The organism is Luteibacter sp. KNZ12-1A, from assembly GCF_056755675.1.
The window spans coordinates 25,021-49,709 of record NZ_JBPGXU010000022.1; the positions used below are offsets into that span (position 1 = coordinate 25,021).

General features: G+C 61.2%; 25 protein-coding genes, 1 tRNA gene and 1 pseudogene. 17 read left to right on the top strand and 10 right to left on the bottom strand.

The window, feature by feature from the left end; translation table 11 throughout:
• The first annotated feature begins 201 nt into the window (after positions 1–201).
• The 16 genes and pseudogenes from ACR9ZJ_RS07095 to ACR9ZJ_RS07170 all read left to right on the top strand — a co-directional run bounded on the left by ACR9ZJ_RS07095 (position 202) and on the right by ACR9ZJ_RS07170 (position 16,209).
• Entirely contained in the window at positions 202–744 is a 543-nt protein-coding gene (locus tag ACR9ZJ_RS07095) for a type 4 pilus major pilin (protein WP_481287326.1), read from the top strand.
• 156 nt (positions 745–900) lie between these two features.
• On the top strand, positions 901–1,446 hold the full coding sequence (locus ACR9ZJ_RS07100) for a type 4 pilus major pilin (RefSeq protein ID WP_481287327.1): 546 nt from the start codon (positions 901–903) through the stop codon (positions 1,444–1,446).
• An 80-nt stretch (positions 1,447–1,526) separates the two neighbouring features.
• Positions 1,527–2,081 (top strand): type 4 pilus major pilin, encoded by a 555-nt coding sequence (locus ACR9ZJ_RS07105; RefSeq protein WP_481287328.1) that lies wholly within the window; start codon positions 1,527–1,529, stop codon positions 2,079–2,081.
• A 76-nt stretch (positions 2,082–2,157) separates the two neighbouring features.
• Positions 2,158–2,949 (top strand): prepilin peptidase, encoded by a 792-nt coding sequence (locus ACR9ZJ_RS07110; protein ID WP_481287329.1) that lies wholly within the window; start codon positions 2,158–2,160, stop codon positions 2,947–2,949.
• A gap of 9 nt (positions 2,950–2,958) precedes the next feature.
• Complete coding sequence (pilV, locus tag ACR9ZJ_RS07115) at positions 2,959–4,617, top strand: shufflon system plasmid conjugative transfer pilus tip adhesin PilV (RefSeq protein ID WP_481287330.1); 1,659 nt, start codon at positions 2,959–2,961, stop codon at positions 4,615–4,617.
• A gap of 38 nt (positions 4,618–4,655) precedes the next feature.
• Complete coding sequence (locus ACR9ZJ_RS07120) at positions 4,656–5,024, top strand: toxin co-regulated pilus biosynthesis Q family protein (RefSeq protein ID WP_481287331.1); 369 nt, start codon at positions 4,656–4,658, stop codon at positions 5,022–5,024.
• A 2-nt stretch (positions 5,025–5,026) separates the two neighbouring features.
• Positions 5,027–6,670, top strand: a complete 1,644-nt coding sequence (gene pilN, locus ACR9ZJ_RS07125) for a PilN family type IVB pilus formation outer membrane protein (RefSeq protein WP_481287332.1) — start codon at positions 5,027–5,029, stop codon at positions 6,668–6,670.
• A gap of 1 nt (position 6,671) precedes the next feature.
• Positions 6,672–7,958 carry a type 4b pilus protein PilO2 gene (pilO2, locus tag ACR9ZJ_RS07130; RefSeq protein ID WP_481287333.1) on the top strand — a complete coding sequence of 429 codons (1,287 nt, stop codon included), beginning with the start codon at positions 6,672–6,674 and terminating at the stop codon, positions 7,956–7,958.
• Entirely contained in the window at positions 7,945–8,538 is a 594-nt protein-coding gene (gene pilP, locus ACR9ZJ_RS07135; RefSeq protein ID WP_481287334.1) for a type IV pilus biogenesis protein PilP, read from the top strand. The genes pilO2 and pilP overlap by 14 nt, the downstream gene beginning before the upstream one ends.
• A 19-nt stretch (positions 8,539–8,557) precedes the next feature.
• On the top strand, positions 8,558–10,129 hold the full coding sequence (locus tag ACR9ZJ_RS07140; RefSeq protein WP_481287335.1) for a GspE/PulE family protein: 1,572 nt from the start codon (positions 8,558–8,560) through the stop codon (positions 10,127–10,129).
• The gene (locus ACR9ZJ_RS07145) at positions 10,126–11,217 is read left to right on the top strand and encodes a type II secretion system F family protein (RefSeq protein ID WP_481287336.1); all 1,092 of its coding nucleotides are present in this window, start codon (positions 10,126–10,128) and stop codon (positions 11,215–11,217) included. Before ACR9ZJ_RS07140 ends, ACR9ZJ_RS07145 begins: the two co-directional genes overlap by 4 nt.
• A 42-nt stretch (positions 11,218–11,259) precedes the next feature.
• Positions 11,260–12,348: an ATPase, T2SS/T4P/T4SS family gene (locus ACR9ZJ_RS07150; protein WP_481287337.1), complete on the top strand. Its 1,089-nt coding sequence runs from the start codon at positions 11,260–11,262 to the stop codon at positions 12,346–12,348.
• Positions 12,349–12,452: 104 nt separating this feature from the next.
• Positions 12,453–12,860: pseudogene (locus ACR9ZJ_RS07155) on the top strand (lysozyme family protein); the annotation flags it as partial.
• A gap of 108 nt (positions 12,861–12,968) precedes the next feature.
• The gene (locus ACR9ZJ_RS07160) at positions 12,969–13,499 is read left to right on the top strand and encodes a type 4 pilus major pilin (protein ID WP_481287338.1); all 531 of its coding nucleotides are present in this window, start codon (positions 12,969–12,971) and stop codon (positions 13,497–13,499) included.
• Entirely contained in the window at positions 13,496–14,041 is a 546-nt protein-coding gene (locus ACR9ZJ_RS07165) for a type 4 pilus major pilin (RefSeq protein WP_481287339.1), read from the top strand. Before ACR9ZJ_RS07160 ends, ACR9ZJ_RS07165 begins: the two co-directional genes overlap by 4 nt.
• Before the next feature lie 125 nt (positions 14,042–14,166).
• Complete coding sequence (locus tag ACR9ZJ_RS07170; protein WP_481287340.1) at positions 14,167–16,209, top strand: ESPR-type extended signal peptide-containing protein; 2,043 nt, start codon at positions 14,167–14,169, stop codon at positions 16,207–16,209.
• A gap of 153 nt (positions 16,210–16,362) precedes the next feature.
• On the opposite strand, the gene ACR9ZJ_RS07175 is transcribed toward ACR9ZJ_RS07170, so the two are convergent.
• The 8 genes from ACR9ZJ_RS07175 to ACR9ZJ_RS07210 all read right to left on the bottom strand — a co-directional run bounded on the left by ACR9ZJ_RS07175 (position 16,363) and on the right by ACR9ZJ_RS07210 (position 22,373).
• Complete coding sequence (locus tag ACR9ZJ_RS07175) at positions 16,363–16,926, bottom strand: DUF333 domain-containing protein (RefSeq protein WP_481287341.1); 564 nt, start codon at positions 16,924–16,926, stop codon at positions 16,363–16,365.
• 99 nt (positions 16,927–17,025) lie between these two features.
• Positions 17,026–17,574, bottom strand: coding sequence for a type 4 pilus major pilin (locus tag ACR9ZJ_RS07180; protein ID WP_481287342.1), 549 nt, complete (start codon positions 17,572–17,574; stop codon positions 17,026–17,028).
• A 485-nt stretch (positions 17,575–18,059) separates the two neighbouring features.
• Positions 18,060–18,263 (bottom strand): hypothetical protein, encoded by a 204-nt coding sequence (locus tag ACR9ZJ_RS07185; protein ID WP_481287343.1) that lies wholly within the window; start codon positions 18,261–18,263, stop codon positions 18,060–18,062.
• Positions 18,264–18,282: 19 nt separating this feature from the next.
• A complete protein-coding gene (locus tag ACR9ZJ_RS07190; protein WP_481287344.1) occupies positions 18,283–19,050 on the bottom strand; it encodes an SseB family protein in 768 nt (255 codons plus the stop codon).
• Positions 19,051–19,078: 28 nt separating this feature from the next.
• Positions 19,079–19,177: transfer RNA gene (locus ACR9ZJ_RS07195), tRNA-Ile, on the bottom strand.
• A gap of 137 nt (positions 19,178–19,314) precedes the next feature.
• Positions 19,315–20,535, bottom strand: a complete 1,221-nt coding sequence (tcmP, locus tag ACR9ZJ_RS07200; RefSeq protein WP_481287345.1) for a three-Cys-motif partner protein TcmP — start codon at positions 20,533–20,535, stop codon at positions 19,315–19,317.
• Entirely contained in the window at positions 20,532–21,284 is a 753-nt protein-coding gene (locus ACR9ZJ_RS07205) for a DUF5131 family protein (protein ID WP_481287346.1), read from the bottom strand. The genes tcmP and ACR9ZJ_RS07205 overlap by 4 nt, the downstream gene beginning before the upstream one ends.
• A gap of 54 nt (positions 21,285–21,338) precedes the next feature.
• Positions 21,339–22,373 carry a DNA-binding protein gene (locus tag ACR9ZJ_RS07210; RefSeq protein WP_481287347.1) on the bottom strand — a complete coding sequence of 345 codons (1,035 nt, stop codon included), beginning with the start codon at positions 22,371–22,373 and terminating at the stop codon, positions 21,339–21,341.
• Positions 22,374–22,569: 196 nt separating this feature from the next.
• Here ACR9ZJ_RS07210 and ACR9ZJ_RS07215 point away from each other — a divergent pair, with 196 nt between their 5' ends.
• The gene (locus ACR9ZJ_RS07215) at positions 22,570–22,785 is read left to right on the top strand and encodes a hypothetical protein (RefSeq protein WP_481287348.1); all 216 of its coding nucleotides are present in this window, start codon (positions 22,570–22,572) and stop codon (positions 22,783–22,785) included.
• A 503-nt stretch (positions 22,786–23,288) separates the two neighbouring features.
• On the opposite strand, the gene ACR9ZJ_RS07220 is transcribed toward ACR9ZJ_RS07215, so the two are convergent.
• Complete coding sequence (locus tag ACR9ZJ_RS07220) at positions 23,289–23,948, bottom strand: hypothetical protein (RefSeq protein WP_481287349.1); 660 nt, start codon at positions 23,946–23,948, stop codon at positions 23,289–23,291.
• A 31-nt stretch (positions 23,949–23,979) separates the two neighbouring features.
• Positions 23,980–24,689 (bottom strand): pesticin C-terminus-like muramidase (locus ACR9ZJ_RS07225; protein ID WP_481287350.1); only part of this gene is annotated, 710 nt, incomplete at its 5' end.

Consider the following 24,689-nt stretch of genomic DNA (forward strand, 5'->3'; position numbering starts at 1 on the left):
GTCCACTCCGTTGGGGCAAGGCCAGTGTCGTCAAGGCTCCCTGTGTTGGCAAGGGGAAATCCCTAGAAAATTCGCATTGTTGGCATGCCACGTCTTCGATTTAATGGCCGTCTGACGATAGACGTTCCAGCCCCAACGAAGCGAATGGTTTCGCCTCGACTTTCCGAGTCGTTCTGCAATTTCCTGGCAGGGTACGGACTAATGAATCGCAAGAACAAGGTGCCCTGCTGCAAGAAGCAGGGAGGATTTACGCTGATCGAAGCATTGGTTGTGCTTATCGTCGGCGTCACCATCCTGGCGGCCTCCGCCGCCGGCATCAGTAGCCTCTTTCGCACGTCCGAGATAGCCACCGAGACGTCGAACATCCTTCTGATGCGGGACAGGCTGAAAGACCTGAGCAATGGAAAGGAATACTTCGCCGGCATCAACAATGCGCTGGCGATCCGATACAAGGCCGTCCCGGCGAATATGGCGCAGAACGGGAACAAGATCTTCAATGCCTGGAGTGGCGACGTAAACATCGGCGCCACCGACAGCAACAGGGTCTTCTTCATCGATTACTACAAGGTGCCCGAGGAAGCCTGCCAGAAGCTGGTACTCAGACTGCGCAGCTCGGAATGGAAACGAATTGAAGTAAACAGCGTGGCGGTTCCCACGGGTGTCACCCTTGCCGATCTCGGCAAGCGCTGCGCCGGCGGTGGCGCGAACGGCAACAAGCTGGCGTTCGTGAGTGGCCCTACCTGAAGCCAGTCGGCTGGATTTTTCGCGGCTAATGAGACAAATCAACTCGTTCGCCGTCCACGCACCCCGTTCTAATGGCCAGGCTCTTTTTAGAGCCGAAACTACAGTTCAAAGCAGCCCCACTTCCCGATAAACAGATTTTCAACGGAGTAACAAACAGTGAAATTCAACAAGTCAAAGTCCCGCGTCGACGGACAGAAGGGCTTCACGCTAATCGAAGCGCTCGTCGTGATGATCGTGGGCATCGTCATCCTCGCCGCCGCGGCCGCCGGCATCGGAAAGCTCTTCCGTTCGTCGGAGATTTCGACCGAAGCCGAGAACATCACGCAGATGTCGGCCACCCTGAAGAACCTCAAGAATGGCGCCAATGGCTACGACGGCCTCAGCAACAAGCTCGCGGTCGATTACAAGGCCGTTCCGGCGACCATGACCGCGTCCACCGACAAGGACACCACGAAGCTCTTCAATACCTGGAACGGTGCCGTGGACATCACGCCGGCGCTCGGCAACCAGGCTTTCCAGATTTCGTACGCCGCCGTGCCTTCCGAGGCCTGCCAGCAGCTCGCGCTCAAGCTGCGCAATGCGGGCTGGTCCAGCGTGAAGGCGGGCGACACCGAGATCAAGTCGGATACCGGCCTCGCGGCCATCGCCACCGCTTGCGGTACCGAAGGCGGCAACAAGATGGTCTTCGTGTCTTCGAGCTGATCCAACGGAACGATACGGCCTGGCCGGAAGCGAACCGGCCAGGTCCTGGATGAAAGCGCACCTGAAGTGGAGTTACGAGCATGAACAGCAAGCTACTGTCGCGACGGAAGCGGGAAGGGGGCTTTACCCTGATCGAAGCGCTGGTCGTGATGATCGTCGGTATCGTCATCCTCGCCGCGGCGGCCGCGGGCATCGGCAAGCTATTCCGCACGTCGGAAATTTCGACGGAAGCGGAAAACATCACCCAGATGTCGGCCAACCTGCGCAACCTCAAGAATGGCGCGAACGGCTATGCCGGTCTCAGGAACGCCGTCGCGGTGCAATACAAGGCCGTCCCGGCCACCATGACCGTGTCCTCGGTGACGCAAGGCGACGAAACGACGGCGTCCATCAAGAACACCTGGAACGGCGATGTGGACATCACAGGGACGGGCTCCAGCAACCAGAACTTCAAGATTACGTACGACGGCGTGCCGTCCGAGGCTTGCCAGCAGCTTGCGCTCAAGTTGCGCAACGCGGGATGGGCCAGCCTGAGCGCAGGAAGCGTCGAGATCAAGCCGGATACGAGCCTCGCCGGCATCGCCGATGCCTGCAAGCCCGATAGCAACAAACTTACTTTCGTGTCGTCGAGCTGATCCAGCCGGATGACGCGGCACCGGTCGCGTCATCTTCGGGCACGCCGGCACCCCAATCACTGATGAGGCAGACGGCATGAACCCGGCGACACTGCTTTCCAATCCGGTCTTTCTCGCCGTGCTTGGTGGATTTGCCGGGCTCTGCGTCGGCAGCTTTCTGAACGTGGTGATCCACCGGGTGCCGCGTATTCTTTTTGCGGAGCCCGGGACTTTAAAGGACGAAGGCCTGTGCCTTTCCCGTTCGCGCTGCCCGTCGTGCCACGAAGCCATCGCGGCACGGGACAACGTACCGCTGCTGAGCTATCTCCTTCTACGCGGCCGGTGCCGCCAGTGCGGGATGCGCATCTCGGCGAGGTATCCCGTAGTCGAGGCACTAACCGCCGCGTTGTTCGCTGTTACAGCGATGCGGATGGGCGTGGGCTATCCGTGGATCGGCCTGTGCGTGCTGAGTTCGTTTCTGGTGGCGCTGAGTGCGATCGATGTCGATCACATGGTGCTTCCCGATGTTCTGACATTTCCGTTGATCGGCCTCGGCATCGCATTCAACGCCGGCCCCGGATTCGTCAGCTTCGCGGCGGCATTGATCGGCGCGGTGGTGGGCTACGTTTTTCTATGGCTGGTGGCGAAGGTAACGGAGCGCGTCGTCGGGCGCGAAGCGCTTGGCATGGGCGACGCCAAGCTGCTGGCCGCGCTGGGCGCATGGCTTGGATTCGACGCCATCGTGCCCGTCGTGGTCGTCGCCGTCGCGTTGACCGCGGCATGGATGTTTTTCATGCATATCCGCGTACGCGGCATCGACGGGTACCAGGTTCCATTCGGTCCGTCGCTGGCTGCCGGCGGCTTGCTTGTCGCCCTACATGCTTATTGAGACATGGTCATGCAACGTATCTGGATGAATAAAACCAAGACGTTTTCCCCGCAACGCTACCGTGCGGGCTTTACGTTGCTGGAAGTGATCGTGGCGCTCATCGTCATCACCACCATGTTGAGCGTGGCGGCGGTGTGGCTGGGCCGCTACAACGACCGCGTGGCCAACGAGGTGGTTGCCGGCCAGATGCGCCGGCTCGGCGATGCGTTGAAGCATTATGTGGACGACAATGCCGCCGAACTCAGCAAGGGAGGGACGCCTGCGTATGTTCCCTGGGACAAGGTGAAACCTTATCTGCCCCCGGGTCTAGACAATAAAACCGTCAATCCGCTCGGTCAGACCTACGACGGGAGAATTCGCGTCGTCACGCTGCCTAATGGCAGCAAGCGAGTCGATTCGCTGATTTATACCGATGGCTCCGTGGACATCGCCAGGCATTCGATGAAGATCGCCCGGCTCCTGGGTGCCGGAGGCCTGTATTTCGACTGGAACCGGGTCAAGGGCGTTCCCGGAAACAAGCTTACCTACTGGACCGCGAGCGGACAGGTGGACGATCCCTCCAGCCTCGACAGCTTCTGGTTCGGCGGACACCTCACCCAGAGTGACCTCAGTCTGGTCATGTACGTGCCCTTCCTTGGTGATGAGACGGGCAACGACCCCGATCTCGACAGCCTGCTTCATCGCAAGGCCGTCGCCGGGAAGCCGGAGTTGAATCGGATGGAAACCGATGTCGACATGAATTTCAACAAGATCAATAACGTCGGCACCGTCGTTCTTGATGGAAGGATTCGCGATATCCACGGTGTCAAAAGCCTCGGGTTCAAGTTTGCCGAAGCGGACAAGGAAGACACGCTTTCCATCGCTCCCTCCAGCGGAGGGTGGCTTACCATCGGCGACCCGAACGGAAAGCGCACAAATTTATGGGCGAACGAAATCGAGGCCGATGGAAACTTGACGGTGCATGCGAATTCGACCGTTGAGGGAAGCTCGACAGTTAAAGGAAGTTCGTCGATCAGCGGTGACGAATCGGTAGGCGGAACAGTCCGGGCATCCCGTCTTGAGTCCACGGACGCAGTCGTTGCCGGAAACAACGTAGTCATCAATAGCGGTGACCTCGTATTTGGCGGCTCCCCGGTAGTCGAGGGCACCAATTGCGGCTCGGTTGGACATGTCAACCGGGATTCCGCGGGCGAACTCATGCTATGCAAGAAAAACGACAAGAATCTTGCTCGTTGGAGCAAGTCGGCGCCATCACCATTCAGCCACGGACGCACTGGCGATTTCAGTCTCTACTTTATGACCGGCGTAGAAAAAAATACCACCAACTACGACGACGCATTGCACTGGAATAAAAACAACGTCACCGGATTCAGAAATTCTTTAGGGGTTCCCGCGTTTGTAACGGCAACAACCACCGGCGATTACGATTCTGCGGCTTCGCGTTGTTTTATCGGAGTTTACCCTGCTGATAGAAATGGAAATACCCTGAACTACGAAAGCCCGATAGCGTTTATTGCCAGGCCACAGCAGTACATTTATTCCTCGCCAATCAAAAAACTATATCTCGGCTTGGATGTTTGCTCCGCGACGTTCATTGCTCAGCCCGGTGAGCGCTATAACGTCGTGAGCAGCACCGACGACGGTGTTCAATTCAGCTATACGTATTGAGTCAACCGCTGACCTTAATCCTATTACGGGAAAAGATAATGAAGAAGCAAGCGATCTACATAACGCTCGCATGGATATTCATTGCCAGTACTGCTGCGCACGCCATCCCGGCCAACCGGGCGGCGGAAGCACGGGTGCAACCGAACGCCCCCATGCAAATGGAATGGCAGGCGGTTGCCGGCCAGAGTCTTCGCGACACCGTCGCGGCCTGGTCGACCAGGGCCGGTTATGAATTGGTCTGGGATGCAGACTACGACTTCCCTGTGCGGGCGGGCGTACGCCTGGATGGCGACTTCATCCAGGTCGTGACGAATCTTTTCAACGCCTACGCCGCGGCCGATCGTCCGCTATCGGTCGACATCTTCAAGGAACAAAAACTCATTCGCGTACAGGCGAGGGGGGAATGACCATGTCAACGACACGTAAACTACTTCGCCTCGGCCTGGCGGCATCGATCCTGGCCGCACTGAGCGGCTGCGCCACTTCGACTCTTCGTAACGCCGAGCGCGTCAACGACCGCAACATGGCTGAAGCAGGCGATGGCGTCGCCACGATGCGCGCCACTGCGGCGACGGCGGTGCGCGTTTACGAACATGGCTATTGGGTTGCGAACAAATCGCAACCCCTCGCCGTCAAGCCCGAGACGATCTTCTGCAACCTTACCGCGCACGACAGCGCGCCGCTCACCCTCAGCCTGTTTGCCGACAGGGTGCAGCGCATCTGCGGCGTGCCGGTTCATGTCAGCGCCGATGCGCTGCGCTACGTTGGCGCGACGAACGGCGCCGACAAGAGCGGCAGCGACGATAAGAGTGCCAAACGCACCGTCGTCCTTGGCCCGGGTAGCCCGGCCGATGGTGTCGGCGCAACGGCCCCGCCGGAACCCACGGTGACGCTCAACTGGGAAGGCTCGCTTTCGGGCCTGCTCGATTCCGTCGCTGCGCAGCTCGGCGTGAACTGGAAAATCAAGGATGGCGCGGTACGCATCTTCCGCACGGAAACGCGCACCTTCCAGATCTATGCCTTGCCGGGCACCGATGCCCTGTCCAGCAGCGTTACCACGAACACGATGGCGTCCATGGGTATCGGCGGCGGCAGCGGTGGTGGTGGCGGCGGTGGAAGCAGCGGAGATGGCGGCGTCAGCGGCCAGGCTGGCAGCGCGCAGTCGGTGGCGACGACCCTCACCAGTTCGGTCATGGACGACGTGGCCAAGTCCGTGCAGGCCATGGTCACTGCGGGCGGTAAGTTCACGCTGGCTCCAGGCACCGGATCGATCACGGTGACCGATACGCCCGACGTACTCGATCGGATCGCTTCCTTCGTCGACAGCCAGAACAAGATGCTGACCATGCAGGTCGTGCTCAACGTCAAGATTCTCAGCATCACCTTCGATCGTACCGATCAATTCGGCGTGGACTGGAACCTTGCGTACAACAGCGCGCGCCTCGGTTCCAAGATGATGAGCGAAGCCGCCGTCGACGGCGCGAGTGCGAACGTGCACGTGCTGAAGGGGACGTTCAAGGATTCGTCCCTGCTGGTCAAGGCGTTGTCCGCCCAAGGCAAGGTGTCGATGGTCACCCAGCCGTCGGTGACGACGCTGAACCTTCAGGCGGTGCCGATGCAGGTAGCGACCCAGACCGGCTACGTAGCTTCGGTAACGAGTAACCAGGTGGCCCAGGTCGGCACTTCCGTCGGCATCGAGCCCGGCACGGTGACGACCGGTTTCAACATGATGCTGCTGCCGTATGCCATGGCAGACCGGCAGGTACTGCTTCAGTACAACATCAGCCTGAGCAACCTGGCGAAGCTGGAAACCTTCGGCGACAAGAGCACCGGCCAGGTGCAGTTGCCGACGGTCGACCTGCGCGCGTTCGCCCAGAAGGTCCGCCTGCGCTCCGGCGAGACCCTTGCACTGTCGGGCTTCGAGCAGAATACCGACACCAGCAAGCGCTCCGGCGTGGGCAGCCCGAATAACCAGGTGCTCGGTGGCAGCCGGTACGGCGACAAGCACCACAGCGTCATTGTGATCCTCATCACACCGGTCGTGGCTGGCTGAGATGGGCAAGGGCGAGAGCAGGGCGAAGGACGACGCCCATACCATCACACTGCACGGGAAGCGCCTGGTCTCCGGGCTGGTGTGGCAGCCGCCCGTCGCCAGGCTCGGCCGCGGCATCATGCAACGCCAGGGCCGCGCCGCGGGCTTCGGGCTGGCCGTGCGCCACGCGGTCGGCCAGGCCGTACAGGTGGGCTACGGCGCCAAGGAACTGGGTAAGCCCGGACAGCATTCGCTGGCGGCCGCATTGGCGTCCGCGGTGGGCAAGCAGGATTGGATCGGCGCCTTTCGGTCTTCCGAATCGCGCTACGTCCTGGTCGGCGTGCGCCAGGGCGCCATCATGGCAGGGCGCGATGTCGTCGGGGCGCGGGAGGATGTCGAGTCCCTGCTGCACGACACCATCCAACTGGCCGAAGACGTCGGCGAACAGTGGGATGCCATCTACGCCCCGGAGGAGTTCGAGACATCGTGGCCGGACATGCCTCTGGCCACGCTGCTGCAGAAATCGGCGCTCAAATCCGCAGGACGGCTGGAATCGCTCACCGGCGAGATGTCCCAGCAGCAGAAGCGCGTGCTCATGGGCATCGCCGCAAGCCTTCTGCTGGCACTGCCCGGCGGCTGGGCGTGGCATCTCCATATCGAGCGCCTGAAAGAGCAGGCCGCCGCACTGGCCCGACAGACCGTCACGCTGCCGGCACCGCACCCGTGGAAAGCCCTGGCGACTGTCCCTGCCCAGCTGTCCTCCTGGACGCGGGTCATCGAACGCGTTCCGCTGTTCGTCGCCGGATGGCGCGCGGAAGAGGCGACGCTCGAGGCGGGAAAGATTGCCGTGACCTACCGCAGGGACGGCGGGATGCCTGTGGACGCTTTCCAGGCAGCCGCCACGAAAATCTTCGGCTCCGCCCCCGAACTGGCGAACAAGGGCGAGCAGGCCAAGGTCGAGGTCGGCTTCCAGGCAGCGGCGAGTGGAGAGGATGAGGCCCTGTTATCGCAAGACGACGCTTTCGTCGCCTTCACCTCGCATTTCCAGTCGCTGGGCATGGAGGTACCCGAACTGGGCAAGAGCAAGACGACTCTCCCGGAGCCGCCACGACCCTCGCCGGGCGGGCCCAGGCAGGTCTACGCAGAGCCGGACTGGCAAAGCTTCGGCTGGACGATGTCGATCCCGGCATTACGGTCCGATCTGCTCGGCCACGTCATCCCGGGGCTTCGCCTCACCACCATGAAAGTTGTTTTTTCTGACGGCTCACCGAAGTGGGAGCTCAAAGGAATGCTTTATGTCAAAGACTAATGTTTTCTTCTTCGGCGTGTCCCTCGCGCTCATGTTGCCGGCGCTCCATGCACAAACCGTGGTGGAAGCGAAAGCACCGGCCTCGGCACATACCGCGGCAGCCCCCGCGGCCACAGGCCTCGCGCCCGCGGACGATGCCGTCGCGGCCCAGCTGGTGAAGCTGCAGACCGAAGTGATGCTGCTCAAGGCGCAGACCGCCAAGGCTCAGGCGCAGGCCGAACTCGAAAAGGCCTCGGCAGGCGACATCGGCGACGGCAAGAGCACCAAGGGCGGGAAGAGCGTCAAGAGCAGCGGCCCAGGCTCGGGCACTCCCCCCAGCTTACCCGCGGTGACGTCGATCTACGGCCGCGACAGGGCGCTGGTCGCGACGATTCGACTCAACTCCGGCGGCATGCTGGATGCGCGCGTGGGCGACACCCTGCCGGACGGCTATCGCCTCACGCGTATCGATGCCGGCAAGGTCACGTTCACCCGGGGCGGCCGCCAGTTCGTCGCGGGCCTTAGCGCACCGGTCATGCTTCCGTCGGTAGCGGATGGCGGAGCGCTCATGCTCGCGCCGCCGCTGCCCGGACGCGACTGACGCCGCGGAACCGAAGCCCATGAACTACGTATTGTCCGATCTGATCGGCCTGATCCAGGGCGGCGCACGCATCCTCTCCGCCGAGGACGGCGCCCTTGAAGTCGCCGAAGACAACCGCGGATTGATGTGCCTGGTCGAGATTCCGCAGGAGAAGGGGCGATGCATCCTGGCCGTCTCGTCCTCGCACCGCCTCGACCCGCACGTGCTGAGCTACCAGGAAACCGTGCGGCGCCAGGGGCTTTCCTGCAGGGTGCTGATCTGCGGCATGAACGCCGTACTGGATCTCTATCGGCTCGGCACGGGACGCGATCGGAAGTCCCTGGGCAACGAATCCGAAGCGCAGCGATACATCATCGACCTGATGCGCGATGCCGCCGCGGCGCGCGCATCGGACGTCCACATCATCGCGCGCCACAACTACTGCGAGATCCGCTCGCGTATCGACGGTTACCTGCGTTCCGTCGGTCAGCTGCGGCCGGAGGAAGGCCTGCGCCTCTGCGCCACCATCTACCAGAGCATGTGCCTGGCCGAACCGACCTTCAAGCCGATGCAGGCCCAGCGCGCGCGCATGAAAGAAGAATTCGTCGGCGAATGCGGCCTGTCCGGCGCGCGCGTCAATACGCGTCCCCTGGACCGCGGCATGATGATGGTGATGCGTCTGCTCTATGCGGACAGCCCGGGAGCCCCCTCCAACCTCGCCGACCTCGGCTACCTGCCCGAGCAGTGCGATGCGCTGGAAGAACTCATGGAGCAGCGCACCGGCGTGGTCCTGCTGTCCGGCCCCACCGGCAGCGGCAAGAGCACCACGCTGAAAGTGGTGATGCAGAAGATGATGGTCCAGCACACGGGCATCCATCTTCTGACACTGGAAGATCCGCCGGAATATGAAATCCAGGGAGCCAACCAATCGCCGGTGAGCGGCGACCGGGGCGACGGCGCGAACGTCGAGCAGGAATGGGCCAACGCGATTGCCGATGCCATGCGGCTGGATCCCGACGTGATCATGGTGGGCGAGGTCAGGGATGCGGTGACGGCCAAGATGGCCTTCCGCGCGGCGATGACCGGCCATCTGATCTGGACCACGATTCACGCGAACGACGCGCTGGCGATCCTGCCTCGCCTCGAGGACGAAGGCGTCATGCCGTCCTTGCTGACCGATTCGACGCTGGTCACCGGCCTGGTCAACCAGTCGCTGGTGCAACGCCTGTGCCCGGACTGCAAGATCCCCCTTGCCGGGAACGAACACCTGCTTGGCGCGCGCCTGCTGAACCGCGTCAGGCAGTATTGCGACCCTTCCGCTGTCCGCCTCCAGGGCGACGGTTGCGACACCTGCAAGCAGCGGGGAGTCGCCGGGCGCACCGTCGTCGCCGAGGTGGTGCGGACGTCGCCCGGGATGATGCAGGCCTACGTGCGTGGGCATCACCTCGAGGCCAGCCGGTACTGGATCCAGCAGGACAAGGGCCTTGGCAAGGTGGATGCACTGATCCGCAAGATCAACGACGGACTGGTCGATCCGCGGGCCGGGGAACGCGTCATCGGCCCGATCCGGCCCAGCCGCGTGGCCTTTCAGCCGGAAGGCGCCCACGCATGACCGGTGCCCTGCATAATCTCAATCGCAAGATCGCCAAGTTCCAGTTTGGCGCCAAGCGTCGTATACGTTTCTACGGCCATCTCATGATGATGCTCGAGAATCGCATCATGCTGATCGATGCGCTCCGCGAGATGCATAGCGTGGCCAGCGACGAGGGAAAGCGGCCAGACAACGGCTACGCCATCATCATCGACAGCTGCTATGACGCGGTTTCCCAGGGCAACACGCTCGCGGAAGGCCTGAGACCGTGGATCTCGGTCAACGAGGCCGCAGTGATCGCGGCCGGCGAACAGGCCGGCGACATGCGCAGCGCATTCCAGGACGCGATCTCCATGATCGAAGCCGGAGTGAAGATCCGCGGCGCCATCATCGGCGCGTCGATCTATCCCGTGGTGCTCCTGGTCATGCTGTGCGTCCTTCTGCACATCATCGCCAGCGACCTGGTACCCAAGCTTTCCGCCATCTCCAATCCGGAGAACTGGTCGGGTTCCGCCTACTTCCTCTACATCATTGGCAATTTCGTCAACAAGTACGGCCTTTACGCCGCGGCGGGCACGGTGACACTGATCCTCGCCATCGGCTTCTCCCTGCCCATGCTCGGCGGAAAGCCGCGTGTCTTCATGGACCGCCTTCCGCCCTGGTCGATCTACCGGACGATCCACGGCTCGATCTTCATGCTGAATGTTTCGCTGCTGATCCGTTCCGGAATGATGTTGCAGTCGGCGCTGGAACTCCTGCTCGAACGCTCGGGATCGCGCTGGCTGCGCGATCGTATCGAAGCCACGCTGGACAACATCGCGCTCGGCGCCGGCTTCGGCGACGCCTTGCACGACACCGGCTATGAATTTCCCGACCGGGAGGCCATCGGCTACCTGCGGCTCTTGTCGCGCCTGCAGGGTTTCGATCAGTCCATGGCGAAATTCGCCCGGCATTGGCTGGACGAGACCATCACCAAGGTGCAGGTGGCGTCCCGCGGGTTCCTCATGGCCTCCATTCTTCTCATGGGCGGCATGCTGACGGTGGTGGTCACGGCCGTTTCCGACATCGAGGGCGCGATCGAAACCTCGGTTTCCCAGCCGACCGTATAGCGCCTGCGATTTCCCTACGACCTCTTAGACATCGAGACACGCATGGACAACGTTCCCCTCAAGCACAGCGCCCGTTTCCAGAAACTGGCCGAGCTTCGCCGCATCTGCGGTCCCATCATCACCGGGGCGCTGGAAGACGGCGACGTGGTCGAAATCATCGTCAACCCGGACGGATCGCTGTGGATCGAATCTCATAGCGCCGGCATGCGCATGGTGCAGCCCGATTTTCCGAAGGAATCGACGGAGCTGATCGTGACCCTCGCGGGCGAGCTGCAGCAGTCGCCGATTCCCGCCGGCGAACCCATCGTCGAGGGAGAGTTCCCCCTCGACGGTTCGCGTATCGCAGGACTGTTGCCTCCCCTGGTGACCGCGCCCATGCTGGCACTACGCAAGCGCGCTCCCACCGTGTTTTCCCTCGACCAATACCGGAAGAGCGGCATCATCAAGCCGCTCGCGACGCCTACCCGCCGACCGCCCCCCGAAGCCGCGGCCAGCATGCCACGGAGCTTCGAACACCCCGTCGACGCGATACGCGATGCGGTCGCTTCGCGCAAGAACATACTCATCGTGGGCGGTACCGGTAGCGGTAAGACGACACTCACCAACGCGATCCTGCGCGATATCGCCGAGCAATGTCCCCGCGATCGCATCGTGGCGCTGGAAGACACCATGGAGCTTCAGGTCAGCGCCGAGAACCACGCGTTGTTGCGCACCAGCAAGGACGCGGACCTGCGCCAGCTGCTTCGCGTGACCATGCGCCTTCGTCCCGACCGCATCGTGGTTGGTGAGGTACGCGGCGGCGAAGCCTATACCTTGCTCAAGAGCTGGAACTCGGGCCATCCGGGCGGCGTGGCGACGATGCATGCCAACTCGTCGGAGGAGGGGCTGCAGAAACTGGCCCACTACATTTACGAGGACCCGGCGGCGCAGAGCTTCACGCCGGAAACCATCGGCTGGATGATCGCAAGCGCGATCAACCTGATCGTGGTGATCGAAAAATGCGCGGAAGCGCCCGGGCGAGCAGTGAGGGAAATCTGTGAAGTCACGGGCTATATGAACGAACGCTATTCACTCAATGCGCTTCGCCTCCAGGCGACCACCGGGCGCAACGAGTTCAAGCTTCGTGTCTGAGGTAGCGGTGTATGAAGATGCCTCGCTTCCGCCACCCCGGCGGCCATCTGTGTAGCCTGCTGCTTCTTCTGGCCGCGCCGCTCTGGACCGCGCACGCTGCAGAACTGCCTCTGGAGCGGGTTTCCTGCTCGATCGCGGCAGCGGTCAAATACCAGATTCCCGTCAACGCCATGCTCGCCGTGGCGGAGCAGGAGGGCGGACGGCCCGGGCTCCGCATGCGCAACACCAACGGCACCTTCGATGTCGGTTCCATGCAGATGAATACGGCTTATTTAAGGGAACTGAAGCGATTCGGTATCGAAGAGCGGGATGTCGCCGGGGCAGGGTGCTATCCCTATAACCTGGCGGCGTGGCGCCTTCGCAAGCATCTGATCGAAGACCACGGCGACCTCTGGACGCGCATCGCCAATTACCATTCCAGGACACCGAGGCATAACGCAACGTACCGGGCATCCATCATCAAGAGGGCGGACCGGTGGGCTACGTGGCTGAAGGCCCGATATCCCACCTACGTGCGCTACTGACTCCGCCATAAGAGCGTCGATCGTTCGCCGATGAGACAAATCCAGGTCTCAACACTACAGCGGTTCCGTTCTAATGATTTTTTTGGAGTCGCAAGCATGAACCAATACGGTTCTTACCACGAAGCGCAGAAGGGCTTCACGCTCATCGAGGCGTTGGTCGTCATGATCGTCGGCATCGTCATTCTGGCCGCGGCCTCAGCGGGTATCGGAAAACTTTTCCGCTCATCGGAAATCACGGAAGAGATAGCGAACATCACGCAAATGAGGACGCAACTGGTCAACCTCAGTCGGGCCGATCGCGATGAGTACATCGAAGTAGCACAAGCGATCCGGTTCAAAGTCGTTCCGGCCAATATGACGGTGAAAAATAATCACATCTCCAACAGGTGGGGTGGCCTCGTGCTGATCAGCGCGTGGCATGGAAATGCTTTTATCGATTATTTCGGTGTGCCTGAAAGCGCTTGCCAGCAGCTCGTCCTCAAGCTTTGGAATACGGGTTGGAAATTTGTCGACATCAATAAAGAAAGAATAACGAAAGCGCCTACGCTGAGGGATGTCGGCGCTCGCTGCGCGGCCGGTGGCGACGAAAATTCCGTGTCATTCAGGATGGAAGAGCTGAAAGGATGAGGAAAAAATTCGTGCATGTGAACGAGACCCGTCGTGCGGGACAAAACGGCTTTGCTCTGATAGAAGCACTGGTGGTGACGATCGTCGGCATCGTCATCCTGGCCGCAGCCGCAGCGGGCATCGGCAAGCTCTTCCGCACGTCGGAGATAACGACCGAGGCGGAAAACATCACGCAGATAGCCGCCAATCTGAGGAACCTCAGGAATAGCGTGGATGGTTATCACGAACTCGACAATTCGGCTGCAGTCCGGTTCAAGGCGATCCCGGCAACCATGCGTCAAGACACCGAGCATGGGTACGTTCTCAATGCGTGGAACGGCGAGGTACTGATCAGGCCGGATCCCGGTAACGACCAGGCGTTCACGATCTTGTATACCCAGGTACCTACGGTGGCTTGTGGGCAGCTTTCCCTCAAGCTAAGGGGCGCGGGCTGGTCCCGCATGAGCGTGGGAAGTACCCAGATCACGAAAACATCCTCCCTCGAGGATATCGGCCGTGCCTGCAGGAATGGCCATTCGACGCTCTATTTCGTTTCGGGCTGACGTCGGATAGGCGACCGCATTGAGACTTGTCTCATTACGCGAGCGATGCGCGAATCATTAACGTTTCAGCCAGGGACAGGTGCATTGCCTGTATCCGCAAACCGGCTATGGAGAGATGCTGAAACGTGAATACGATCTACAGGATTGTTCGGAATGCCTCGACCGGAAAATGGGTAGTAGCTTCGGAGCTCGCGAAAGGGCGCAAGAAAAAGCTCGCACGTGCCGCGGGCCTGGTTGTCGGCATGGCCATGGCATCGGCGGGAAGCAATGTCGCCTTCGCTGCCAGCACGGGTAACGGTGCCATCCAGCTTTGCGAAGGAGCGGAGAAGGGCACCAATGGATATGCCATTGGTTATGGCTCCGCGGGCACTACCACGGATCGCTGCAACGATGGCAGTGAAATGTCCTTCACCATGTACAACAACGCAGCCGGGAAGGAAGGCACTGATGGCTGGAGTAGCTCCGATGCGGGCATATCCGGCTACAAGGACGGCAGGCTCGAGCTCAAGGGTATGGGCGGTCTGGCACTGAAAGGCGCCGCCTCGTTCGATAGCGATGCCTCCATGCAATCGCACAAGATCACCAGCCTGGCCGATGGCGCGCTGTCCGACTCCAGCAAGGACGCGGTCAACGGCGCGCAGCTCTACGCCACCAACCAGAACGTCTCCGCCAACGCCAATAACCTCACTACCTTGCAGAGCCAGCTCAACAGCGGCGCGACCGGCCTGGTGCTTCAGGACAGTGCCGACCAGCCCATCACGGTAGCCTCGGGGCTCGGTGGCGATACGGTGGACTTCACCGGCAAGAAGGATGGCGTCTCGCTGTCGCGCAAGCTCACCGGTGTCTCCGACGGTGAGGTCACCAGCACCAGCAAGGATGCCGTCACCGGCGCGCAGCTGTACGCTACCAACAAGGACGTCAAGACCAACGCCAACAACATCACGGTCTTGCAGGACCAGGTCAGCACCGGCGCGGTCGGCCTGGTCAAACAGGACGCTACCACCCACGCCATCACCCTGGCCGCCGCCTCCGGCGGCACCCACATCGATGTCGCCGGCACCGAGGGCACGCGCGTGTTGAGCGGCGTGGCCAACGGCACGGCCGACAGCGATGCGGTGACGATCGCCCAGCTGAAGTCCGCGGGCCTCGTCGATCCCGACGGCAAGCCGATGCTTGCCCTGGTCTACGATGACCTCGCCATGGGCGGCGCCACGCTAGGCGGCACGAGCGGCACGGTGCTGCGCAACCTGGGCAACGGTTCGATCGCCAAGGACAGCATGGAGGCGGTCAACGGCGGACAGTTGTTTGATTTCCAGCAGGATGTGCAGCGACGGATGAGTGCGCTCGGCGGCCAGGTCGACGCGCTGAACACGCAGGTGAACCACATTCAAAAGGTCCTCGACGACGGTTCGATGGGTGGCTCGGGTGGCAGCGGCAGCGGTGCCGGCAGTGCCGTGATGGGAGACGGTGCGCAAGCTTCCGGCAGCGGCAGCATGGCGATGGGTACCGATGCCAACGCCAGCGGTGACAACAGCATGGCGAGCGGCGCCCGTGCGGCCGCCTCCGGCGCAGGGGCGATGGCCAGCGGCGTCGACTCACTGGCCTCCGGCACCAACGGCACCGCCAGCGGCACCGGCGCCCATGCCACCGGCGACAACAGCACGGCCAGCGGCGCGCATGCCGTGGCCTCCGGCACCGGCAGCACCGCGCTGGGTGCCGACAGCCGCGCCACCGGCAGCGATGCCGTCGCTCTGGGCGCCGGTTCCGTGGCCGATCGCGATAACACCGTGTCGATCGGCAGGGCAGGCAGTGAGCGCCAGCTCACCCACGTCGCCGCCGGTACGCAGCGTACCGACGCCGCCAACTGGGGCCAGGTGCAGGATGCCGTGCACGGCATGCAGGACTGGGCGAACCGCCGGTTCGAGCGCATCGGCAACCGAATGGACCGGATGGGCGCAATGAGCGCGGCCTATGGGCAAATGGCCTTCAGTGCGTCGGGGATGAACACGCCCAATCGCTTCGGCGTGGGCGTCGGCATGCAGCGCGGCAAGTCGGCGGTGGCACTCGGTGTCTCCCACCAGTTCTCGCCGCACGTCAACGTGTCGTTTGGCGGCTCGGCGTCCGGAAGTGAAGCTTCGGTGGGAGCGGGCATGGCGGTAGGCTGGTAAGCAGGGGGCCGCCAAGGTGTCGACGTCGTGATCGCGCATTGTCGACGGACTGGCCTTGGCGGCCCTTTGGCGTCACCCACAACGGCACGTTCACTGGAGCGCTTAGCTTGCTTCGATCCTTATACGTTTGTTGCCGCCCTGCACAGATTTGTATTACTTGTTTTCGCCTCTGAAGAATTTCCATTCTTCAATGACACGGCCATCCGGCAGGTGGCAGTAGCCAACCGCGCCGGTTTTTTCGTTGCGTATTTCCAGCTTGCCGCCTTTTTCGACGCAGTGGGTCGAGGCAGGATTGGCCATGCCGATCGCCGGGGTCTTCGGCTTTGGAGTCTGTTTCGAATTATCGGCTTTGGTCCGCACTTTACATTCCGCGAGCAGGGTCCGTTCTTCGGCTTCGTGGTCCGCTTCCAGGAAGGACAACGTGCCTTCGTCGCCCTTGATGTGCCAGCGATAGCTCTCTTGCTCGTTGACGGCGACATAGCGCGCACCGGAGCCGGAAGGCGCGATGGCCATGGCGACCTGACGACCTTCGATCTCTGCAACGGCAAACGAGTCCCCGCTTTTGACGTTGATGTAAGTGACTGGAATCGTTGCGCCGCGCTCGCAAACATAGGTGCTCTGGATGACCTGGGCGGGCTCCGCGTCCTCGGCGGCACAAGGATGGGACGACGCAATGGCGAGAGCGACGACGCATAGACAAGCGACAGATGTTTTCATGATTTGCTTTCCATATTGTTGCTTCGGTTCCACGAACACCTGGATCGGCACCTAATCATGACTTGGCGGGCTTGCCGCAGGCGAACGCCAACCGATCGATCAGCTTCTTTCGAGCGTGATAGTGTTTTGCTCTTTCTTGCACAAGTCGGCCATTTTACCAATGCCAAGGGCAGCTACGTCCCGGAATGGCGAGCCGTTGATACCGAGCCAGGACCATCCTCCGCCAGTCCCTCTTAGCTTAAGTGCAAACTGCATGCAGGCTTCGGATGGCACATTTTCGTAGGTTATCATGTAACCACTTTCATACCTTGGTTCAATCTTTACGTTACCGCCCCAGCTATTTGTGATCACGCCATCCGCGGTCTGAGCCATATTCGCCGGAATAACCTTGAACTGCATCAAGAGCTTGTTGTCGATGTTTCGATAGGCCTCCGGACCACCCTTAATGTTCTTCATATTGGCTGCTATCTGCGTAACGTTGGAAATTTCAGTTGAAATTTCCGACGAACGAAAGAGCTTTCCAATGCCCGCAGCCGCGGCGGCCAGAATGACGATACCGACGATCATTACGACCAACGCTTCGATCAGGGTAAACCCGCGCTGCTTGTCTAGGTCAGTCGCACGACCGACATTTTTATCGACTCTCATTGACTGATTCTCCGAAGAAATTCTTGCCTGGCAACAGAGCGCCACACTTGTGGCTATTACGGCAGGAAGAACCCACCATTGGCAAAGGGACTTGTCTCAATCTGACTTGGGTCATTCGTGCATGAAAAAGGCCCCTCGCTTAGCGAGGGGCCTTGGCCCATTGGAGGTACCGGGAAGGGGTGTTCGGTCCTCGAGGAAGCATCGCCTCACGACGCGCATTCGCCTCATTCCTTGGCAATCGCAACCCAACCATAGCCCACTCTGGCTGGGTGAGGGACGTGGTTTTGTCTCAATATGAGGGTCGGCCGAGAATCGGGAAAAAAGGCGCCACTTGCAGCATAAGCAGCTGTAAGTACTAAGGTTCCTTTCGAGCCGTCAGCTACTGGCATCCCCAGAATGAAGTGGACGGTTCAACCGCACGACTGCGGTTGCAGGCTACTGCCCCGTGTGCAGTGGTCCCTTGAGCGTGTGCCGTGCCGAGCAAGTCACTCGAAGTCGAGATCGGCCGGATCGACGCTGTGGAAGACATCTGCAGCCCCGTCGAGGAACATGATCCGTATATTGGGGCTTCCGGAATCGGGGTGTACCACGCTGAGCACCTGCGCAGGCGCAAGCCAACGATGGCCACCGTACTTTGTCTTATGCGTAATCTGCACGCGCAGACCAAGCCTCACCTCTTCACGCTCCATCAGTTCCGTCCTTTGGACTTTAGTTCGGACTAATTGACGGGACGTCGACCAAGCGCTCGCCCCATTTCTTATCATAGATCGGCGTCAGTTCCAGCCCGCCGATCCACGGTGGACGTTGCCCCGGCTCGAAATAGGTAATGTCCAAAGCCATCCGATGCTCCTCACAAGCCGGCTGCAGGTCCGAGATAACCGCATGGACGGCGCGCTCGCCTAAACCCGCTTCGGTGCCTATGGCCAACAGTGTGCTGCTGGGCGCCGCCCCGTCGGTTGCATGCATGGAGGCTATGTAGGCAAACTCGACGAAAGGAAGCTTGGCCAACGAGACCAGCAGAAGATCCACGAGCCACGGCGGTATCGTCTCCAGCGGCTTCACCACTGGTTCGCTGCCTGCAGCGACCGTAACTTTGTTGAGGCGCGCGATTCGCCCTGTCGCCAGGAGCGTCTTTACCTCTTCCGGATAGAGCATGCCGTGCTCGTCGTTGGGATTGAGCATGAGCGTTGCCCCCAATGTCGCATCGAGGAACATCCGGCCCGGCAATGCAACCACGCGAGCCGAGGCGCCGGCGGCGGCACGCGCTTTCGCCTCGTCCGTGAAAAACGGCAGAATCAGGACGCCCGTCTCGGGATGGTTAAATTGGATAAATCGGAGGCGGCGCCCGACCGGATCGTCCTTGGGAACGTGGGCATACACGTTCGCCTTCAACAGCGCCTGAAAAAACGCGATTTCTTCCCGATGATCCACCGCGGCACGGGCCAGGAGCCGGCTGAGTTTGACCGCACTAACCACTGCCTCGCCCCTCGCGCTTGCCCGACGGTGGTGCCCCCGGCAGGACTCGAACCTGCATGCGTGGCTTATCAGGCCACTGCCTTTATCCGGGTATAAACCGGACGCCTAACCTCTCGGCCACGGGGGCAAACGAATACCTCAGCGCGAGGCGGTGGGTATTCGTTCGCGGTGGCGGATGGGATGGATCATGAGCGGATGGTATCAGCCCCGGTTAGGGTAAGGGTGAATACTTATGGGATGGCCGGCGATGTCCCACTGGCGACCTCAGGCGATCTTGAGCCGGCGTAAGGTCTCGTCCTTGCGGAAATTCACTGCATTGACCGGGCGCGGCCGCTTGGCTTGCGCATTCTCGACGATGCCCTCTTTGATCAGTTCCGCGAGCGCCGCCTGCAGGTCAGACAGCAGCCCGTCGGTTTCTTCGATCAGGTCGGCCATGGCCATCATGCCGACCGTCAGCGTATCGCCGACGCGGGGCATCCGTTTCAACCAGGCGAGTTTCAGATCGTAGGACGGCATCGAGGGCTCCTCCTCGTGCTCGTCGGCGGTGAAGAAGTCGCTCTGGCCACCCTTCTTTGCCTTCGTATTGAGCCGGTGCTGCAGTTTCAGGCGGGTCTGCTGCAGAGCCGTTTTCTCCGCCTCCTCCCAGAACACCACCAGACCGGTCGCATTGTGGGTGGCGTACACGAGATTGAAGATGACCTTTTTCTTGTCGATGTATTCGACAGGCAACATCGCCGTGCGCAAGCGCTGCGACGCATGACCGTCGCACACCTCAGCGAGCTTGCCGCGATAACGGCGCATAAGTTCTCGCTTCTTGGTTTCACCGCCGACGGCCAGCGCGTCACGCCAGTCGGCACCGAACACGGCTATGAGGTTATTTTCCTGCTCGGCCAACCCGGTCGCGAGGTTGATGAAGTTCCACATGAAGTTGATCAGCAACTCGGTGTGCGGACGCTTTAGGAACGGCGCAAGCACCGCTGGCTCGACGATGCCCTTCCAGCCGAACGGATCGACGAAGACGAAGGCAAACTCATCCGGCTGAAGCCAACGCAGAATATCGGGAATGGCCTCTTCAAAGGACGCACGCCAGATCTCTGGCCGGTCGCGATCGGCGGGTGTCTGTAGGATGTGCGCCTCCAGCAGGTCGGCGCGCTCGGGGTCGGCTTCAACGAACACCGAGCGAATGTCGACCTTCCGCTGAAGCTTGGTGCGTAGCTGACGCTGGCACTCGGTCATCAGGCGCATGGCGATGCCGGGTGAGGTGTCGGACAGATCCGTCGTCGAGGACTTCCAGGGGCCGGCAAAGCAATCGATGTAAGCGATTTTGTTCCATCGCTGGCCGATGATCATCAGACACCGCTCCAGGTAGGAAGCCAGGATGGTGTGCTTGACCAGCGAATGCTCCCGTGACTCGTAGCGTTGCAAGGCTTGCTGCGTAGCGCTGCTCATCGGTTTCCCCCTGTCCCTGTTGACGATGTCGATCAAGCCATCACGGCCGCCACGGTCTCGGGCATCCCGTTCCATTGTCGGCCATCGAGCTCGCGCCCATTCGCCTTCTTCGAGCGGCGCTTGCCATCGGCTCCCCAGCCGCCCCATTGTTTGAAGAAGAAGGTTACCCCTTGCGCGTCGCACTGCCGGCGGATGCCGCGCGCCCATTCCGGCTGCATCGGCCGTGCCTTGGGACCCGATTCACCGCCAACGATCGCCCAATGGATGCCGGACAGATCCAGCTCGCCCAGGTCTTCGAGCAGCGGCTCACAGGACAGGAAACGGATCTTCGCTGGAATATGGCGTAGCGCCTCGATGCGTGGCACGCCGTGACGCCGATTCTCCACGGACACGCCCAACCAGACGTTGGACGGCACCGGGCGGCTCGCAAAGTAGTGGGCCAAGCGAACGTGGCGCTTGGTGAGGATTTGGTAGCGATGGCGCGGGGTCTCGGCGATCACGGCCATGACCGCATCGATGAAGGCATCGGGGATGCGCTCATGGAACAGATCGCTCATGGAATTGACGAAGTAAATGGTCGACTTTTTCCTGAGCCGTGGCTCGTCGAGCCGTTCGGGCAGCAGGTTTAGCCGGAATCCCTGCCGGTAGGCCTCCAGTCCCATGGCCTGAAGCCGACGCGCGAGGGTCTCGGCGTAGCAGTGCTTGCAGCCCGGGGAGACCTTGGTGCAGCCAATGGTCGGGTTCCAGGTCTGTTCAGTCCATTCGATGCGCGAGGTCGTGGTCATCGCAAGGCTCCTTTCCCATGATCATAGCCAGTGGTGGATGCAGAGGGTGCCAAGTCAGGCGGACGGGGTGGCCCCCGGGGCGGTCTCGGCACGGGGTTGCAGGCCGGCCAGCAAGGTCTCGATCGTGCCCCAGCGCTCCGCTTGCGCGCGAGCCTCCTGCATACCCTCCCGCAGTGCCGCACGTTCGGTGTCCCAGCCAGCGCGTGCCTCGGCCAGCTCACGCCGTATCGCCTCTCCATCGGCTATGGCCTGGCTAAGCCGTGCCTCCAGCGTGTGGTTGCTCTGGCGCAGGGCATCCATCTCGCCGGCGCGTTCCTCCGCAGCCAGCAAGGCGCGCCGTGCCTCCAGGAGATTACGATCACGCTGCCCCAGATCCTGGGTCAGGCGCGCGTTGTCGCGGTTGAGTACCAGGAGCTCGTCATTCTTCGCCGCGACAGCATCGGTGGCGCGTCGCAGCTCTACTTGCAGCGCTTGCACGGCCTGTTCGTGCTGCCGTGCCTCGGTGTCGCGCTGTTCCTTGGCGGCTTGCCGGAAATGCTCCAAGGCATCGCGCGCTTGCTGATGCTTGGCCTCCACCGAGGCCAGATGCGCCTCGCGCTCGTCCAGTTGCCGCTGAAGGCCACCGAGGCGTTCCTGGAGGCCAACGATGGCCGTCTCGCGTTCGCGCAGCGACTGCTCTGTGGCCGCGAGCGTCTGTCGGGTCGTATCCAGCGAGGTCTGCAGGCGCTGGACCTGTTCGCTGGACGCCTGCAACTGCTGAGCCAGCGCGGCCGTTTCCGCGCGTGCGGCAGCAACCTGCGCCTCAGTGTCCTGCCGAATCGAGGCCACGGTCGCGTCCGCTTCCTGGCGCAGCTGGGCGGCCAATTGCTGGACAAGGGTTTGCAGGGCGTCACTGATCCGCTCCCCGGCGCTGACTGTGGCGGCGGCTTCCTCGGCTTCCAGCTCGCGCATCAAGCGATGAATCGTGGTCTTGGAACCGGTATTGCCTAGTGCGATACGGACGGCGTCGAGCGAGGGGTTGGTGCCCTCGCGCAAAAGCGCATCACGCGCCGCCTTGACCTCAGATTTGTAAACGCGCCCGCGTGCCATAGCCACTCCCGTCTTTTAGCGTACCGTAGTATGTACTACGTATATACATACTATTCTGTGGCAATACAAGTACCGTTCGCGCGACCAATAATAGGCGGGATAATCTGGAATTATCCCGCCTTGGCTGTCAGCGCGCTGACGCCGGCCGTCTTGGCGGTACAGCGGGATCGCTGAAGACATTGGAGACGGTACGGTCATGGCGGATACCACGGCGTGCGTTTCACGTCTGGTGAAAAAGGCTCTAGCCATCGTGGTCTACGTGGTGGAGCGTCAACCTGGAGTTCTCCAGTCGACCAATGACATTCTTGATATGAAACTGCTGCTGGAGCGGCTTACAGACGGCTCGGAAATGGACTGCTACCTGCGCTCCGCTCGCATTGCGGTGACCGGGGCGTCCCCGCGTTACGTTTGATCCTCAGCGCCTTACGAGGCACATGGCGCTTTTTATTTGGCGATTCTCGGACCAGTCTCGAGGACCTTCCAGTCTCGAGGACCTTAAAGCGACAGCCGCGAGTTCAAGACCGGCGCCACTTGCCGCGTAAGGCCGCCGGGCGTAGCGAGGACGGGCATGTGAAGGTTGCAGGGGCGCTGCCTTGAGCCCGAAGATCTCTGGGGGCGGATGGATGAGATTGGGGAAACTGACGAGCGACCGGGACGGTTGACGACGGCGTCGCGGCGTGTAGTCGACGGCGCGCTCCTGATACTGCTCGTGATCCTTTGTTACCTAGGCGTACGCAACCTGCGGGACGAGTGAAGTCCATGGCGGAGTCGTAATATTGACTTGCTTGGTGCGGTCGTCCGCCAACCAGTCTTTCGGGTGGCATCACCATCGAATACTCCCTGTTCGTTAGCGCATCCCGCATGCCCGTTATGGGCAATGCGAGATGCGTCGTCACCTCGGTGAATGCGCGCGGCTCAACGCAAGAACTGCTCACGAATCTTCAGGCGATCGGCCTGCTTGTCTTGCATCACCTGGTTTCGTGCCCACTTGATGATCTCGATCGATAGCGCGGGTTGCCTTGCCTTGCGATCAGAATAAAAAATGGTCAAGGTGGGCACATTATCGCAAGAGGCGGGCAGGGTTCTTCCCGATCTCTGAAAATCAGCTCCGACCGGACATTCGACATTGAGAAAACCTGCAGATTGCACTGTTTCGCCAGTACTGTCGGTCACGAGGAATGCCCTTCGCCCAAGGCAGTCATGAACTTCGCACGCTGTAAAGAGTTGCTGTCCTCCCTGCAGTGTTGTCTGCGGGCCTGGGACGCCTCCGAATACATAGCTAAATTGGGATGACAGATCGGGTGGGGCGTCAGGGTTGGAATTGGCTCGGGCTGCGTTCCTCTGCATAAGGGCTCCATTTGCTCGCATGGATTCAGGATTTACGAAGTTTCCCTCTGCTCCTGAGAAGTAATCGGAACCCTTCTGTATGAGTGCATCACGAGCCGCGGGCGTCGCCCACTTAAAGTCCTGCGGCGTGGATGTCACCGACTCGTCTTGAGCCATCGCCACGCCAACTGCCACCAGTGATAGAGCAAGAGCCGTCATACGGGCCAGGTGCATCATGTTCTTTACCATCGCAGCTCTCCTTGAATCGGTAAGTTAATGCTCAATTGCACTGGCCATCCGTGGTGTCGGTCGGAAGGCTTGAATCGGTTATCGCCGACTGAAGCAGCGCAGCGTCCGTCTGGTAGCGTGGATTCGAAGCGTTGGTTCCGTACCAATTGTTGAGTTCGGTAACCGCCGCGCTCCAGTTCCCGCTTGTTACATCTCCCCAGAAGCTGGGCGCCGAAGTCGCCAGATAGGGTCCGTTCGGATACGCCACATCAACAATGGCCGTCTGCGCCTCAGCCGGCAACTCATCAAATTTTGCCACGGACGAGGTCGCATCGAATCTCGAAGCCACGATAGCCCGCGTCGAATCCAGAAGTGCCTGCGAAAGCGAAGTCGCGTCAGCTGTGGACAGCGTCGGGTACCCGCTTTTGGTTACCGCGGCGGATGCGGCTGATCCCTTTAGCCCCAAGTACGGGGTAACAGTGGTGATGATGTTTTGGGCAACGCCCATAGACTGCAATCCGCTCGCTGATTGTGATCCAAGGTCTACGCCGGCACCAATCGTCACGCCGGCATTGGACGCCCCAGGAATAAGATAGCCGGTAGTGTGAATTCCATTTTCATTGGCGTAGATACGTGACGAATCGACGCGGTCAGCCGCTGGCTGCGGCGCAAAACAGTGGGGATCAGGTGGCGCTGTCCCACCACCGCCGCTCGAGGCGCCACCACTTCCTCCGTTGCCATCCCCCCCCACCGGTCCCCCCG

Excerpts from the sequence above, each read along its gene's own strand:
- ACR9ZJ_RS07095 (WP_481287326.1), top strand. The coding sequence starts at position 202 with ATGAATCGCAAGAACAAGGTGCCCTGCTGCAAGAAGCAGGGAGGATTT.
- ACR9ZJ_RS07105 (WP_481287328.1), top strand. The coding sequence starts at position 1,527 with ATGAACAGCAAGCTACTGTCGCGACGGAAGCGGGAAGGGGGCTTTACC.
- ACR9ZJ_RS07110 (WP_481287329.1), top strand. The coding sequence starts at position 2,158 with ATGAACCCGGCGACACTGCTTTCCAATCCGGTCTTTCTCGCCGTGCTT.
- pilV (WP_481287330.1), top strand. The coding sequence starts at position 2,959 with ATGCAACGTATCTGGATGAATAAAACCAAGACGTTTTCCCCGCAACGC.
- ACR9ZJ_RS07120 (WP_481287331.1), top strand. The coding sequence starts at position 4,656 with ATGAAGAAGCAAGCGATCTACATAACGCTCGCATGGATATTCATTGCC.
- pilN (WP_481287332.1), top strand. The coding sequence starts at position 5,027 with ATGTCAACGACACGTAAACTACTTCGCCTCGGCCTGGCGGCATCGATC.
- pilO2 (WP_481287333.1), top strand. The coding sequence starts at position 6,672 with ATGGGCAAGGGCGAGAGCAGGGCGAAGGACGACGCCCATACCATCACA.
- pilP (WP_481287334.1), top strand. The coding sequence starts at position 7,945 with ATGTCAAAGACTAATGTTTTCTTCTTCGGCGTGTCCCTCGCGCTCATG.
- ACR9ZJ_RS07140 (WP_481287335.1), top strand. The coding sequence starts at position 8,558 with ATGAACTACGTATTGTCCGATCTGATCGGCCTGATCCAGGGCGGCGCA.
- ACR9ZJ_RS07145 (WP_481287336.1), top strand. The coding sequence starts at position 10,126 with ATGACCGGTGCCCTGCATAATCTCAATCGCAAGATCGCCAAGTTCCAG.
- ACR9ZJ_RS07150 (WP_481287337.1), top strand. The coding sequence starts at position 11,260 with ATGGACAACGTTCCCCTCAAGCACAGCGCCCGTTTCCAGAAACTGGCC.
- ACR9ZJ_RS07160 (WP_481287338.1), top strand. The coding sequence starts at position 12,969 with ATGAACCAATACGGTTCTTACCACGAAGCGCAGAAGGGCTTCACGCTC.
- ACR9ZJ_RS07165 (WP_481287339.1), top strand. The coding sequence starts at position 13,496 with ATGAGGAAAAAATTCGTGCATGTGAACGAGACCCGTCGTGCGGGACAA.
- ACR9ZJ_RS07175 (WP_481287341.1), bottom strand. The coding sequence starts at position 16,926 with ATGAAAACATCTGTCGCTTGTCTATGCGTCGTCGCTCTCGCCATTGCG.
- ACR9ZJ_RS07180 (WP_481287342.1), bottom strand. The coding sequence starts at position 17,574 with ATGAGAGTCGATAAAAATGTCGGTCGTGCGACTGACCTAGACAAGCAG.
- ACR9ZJ_RS07185 (WP_481287343.1), bottom strand. The coding sequence starts at position 18,263 with ATGGAGCGTGAAGAGGTGAGGCTTGGTCTGCGCGTGCAGATTACGCAT.
- ACR9ZJ_RS07205 (WP_481287346.1), bottom strand. The coding sequence starts at position 21,284 with ATGACCACGACCTCGCGCATCGAATGGACTGAACAGACCTGGAACCCG.
- ACR9ZJ_RS07210 (WP_481287347.1), bottom strand. The coding sequence starts at position 22,373 with ATGGCACGCGGGCGCGTTTACAAATCTGAGGTCAAGGCGGCGCGTGAT.
- ACR9ZJ_RS07215 (WP_481287348.1), top strand. The coding sequence starts at position 22,570 with ATGGCGGATACCACGGCGTGCGTTTCACGTCTGGTGAAAAAGGCTCTA.
- ACR9ZJ_RS07220 (WP_481287349.1), bottom strand. The coding sequence starts at position 23,948 with ATGGTAAAGAACATGATGCACCTGGCCCGTATGACGGCTCTTGCTCTA.